We start from the raw sequence: 1,148 nt of genomic DNA, 5'->3' as shown, positions 1-1,148 counted from the left end.
GGGAACCTGCGGCTGGATCACCTCCTTTCTAAGGAAGACGTTTTTAGCCTTGTCGCAAGGCAGGCAAAAACCTCTTATTAGAACAATAGATCATTGAAAGTCATTCAATGGTCGACACGCGGACCTGCCGCCTTCGTTTCTCTTTCTTCTTTGGATAGCGCTCGCGCGCCGTACCGCCTTCCTTCGGAAGGCTGGCGCTCCGCGGGGGCGCGGCACGAGCCGCGACGGCCGGTCGGCCTTGCGAAGCCTTCGGCTTCGAGGGCGCCAGACTGTTTAGGCGTGTGCTCTTAGCTAGCTGCGTGATCTTCGGATCATGCTGCTCAGGGCTTGTAGCTCAGTTGGTTAGAGCGCGCGCTTGATAAGCGTGAGGTCGGAGGTTCAAGTCCTCCCAGGCCCACCATTTGTCTAGAAGGGGCCGTAGCTCAGCTGGGAGAGCACCTGCTTTGCAAGCAGGGGGTCGTCGGTTCGATCCCGTCCGGCTCCACCAAGACTTTTGGTGTCGAGAGGACGGATGGCTGTTGTGCTGAATATCCAAAGAGAAAAATGTTTGCGGATTGCCCGAGGGTGATCTGCCTGTTCTGTATGAAAATCGTGAAGAGAAGATGTAATCGGACCGGATGAATATCCGGTGTCGCAAGGGACGCTCATTAACCCTTGCAGATGATTGGCGTGTTTAACCGCCGCCACCGATTGTATCTCGAGAAGCTGGTCTTTCTGCCATGCTGTCGTTGCAAATCCTTCGGATTTGCGCGGTGAGCATTGGCAATGAGAACGATCAAGTGTCTTAAGGGCATTTGGTGGATGCCTTGGCATGCACAGGCGATGAAGGACGTGATACGCTGCGATAAGCGTCGGGGAGGTGCGAATACCCTTTGATCCGACGATTTCCGAATGGGGAAACCCACCTTAGATAGCTAGAAAATGTGAGCTGTTGTTTATGACAACAGTTCATCTTTCTAGCTATCAACAATAAGGTATCTAACTTTCGAATACATAGGGGTTAGAAGCGAACCTGGGGAACTGAAACATCTAAGTACCCAGAGGAAAGGACATCAAACGAGACTCCGCTAGTAGTGGCGAGCGAACGCGGACCAGGCCAGTGGCAATGAGGAATAAAGTGGAACGATCTGGAAAGTTCGGCCATAGCG

General features: G+C 53.0%; 2 tRNA genes and 1 rRNA gene. All 3 read left to right on the top strand.

The annotated features are described in order from the left end of the window. Nucleotides 1-323 precede the first annotated feature (323 nt). Nucleotides 324-400, top strand: a tRNA-Ile gene (locus ACOWVG_RS19290). 11 nt (nucleotides 401-411) lie between these two features. Continuing rightward, nucleotides 412-487, top strand: a tRNA-Ala gene (locus ACOWVG_RS19285). Between the two features lie 286 nt (nucleotides 488-773). Further along, nucleotides 774-1,148: ribosomal RNA gene (locus ACOWVG_RS19280) — 23S ribosomal RNA — on the top strand; the annotation flags it as partial.

This window comes from Brucella sp. IR073 (assembly GCF_049065735.1).
Lineage (GTDB): Bacteria > Pseudomonadota > Alphaproteobacteria > Rhizobiales > Rhizobiaceae > Paramesorhizobium.
The sequence above is the reverse complement of the archived record's forward strand: the minus strand, read 5'-3'. Positions and strand labels throughout refer to the sequence as shown.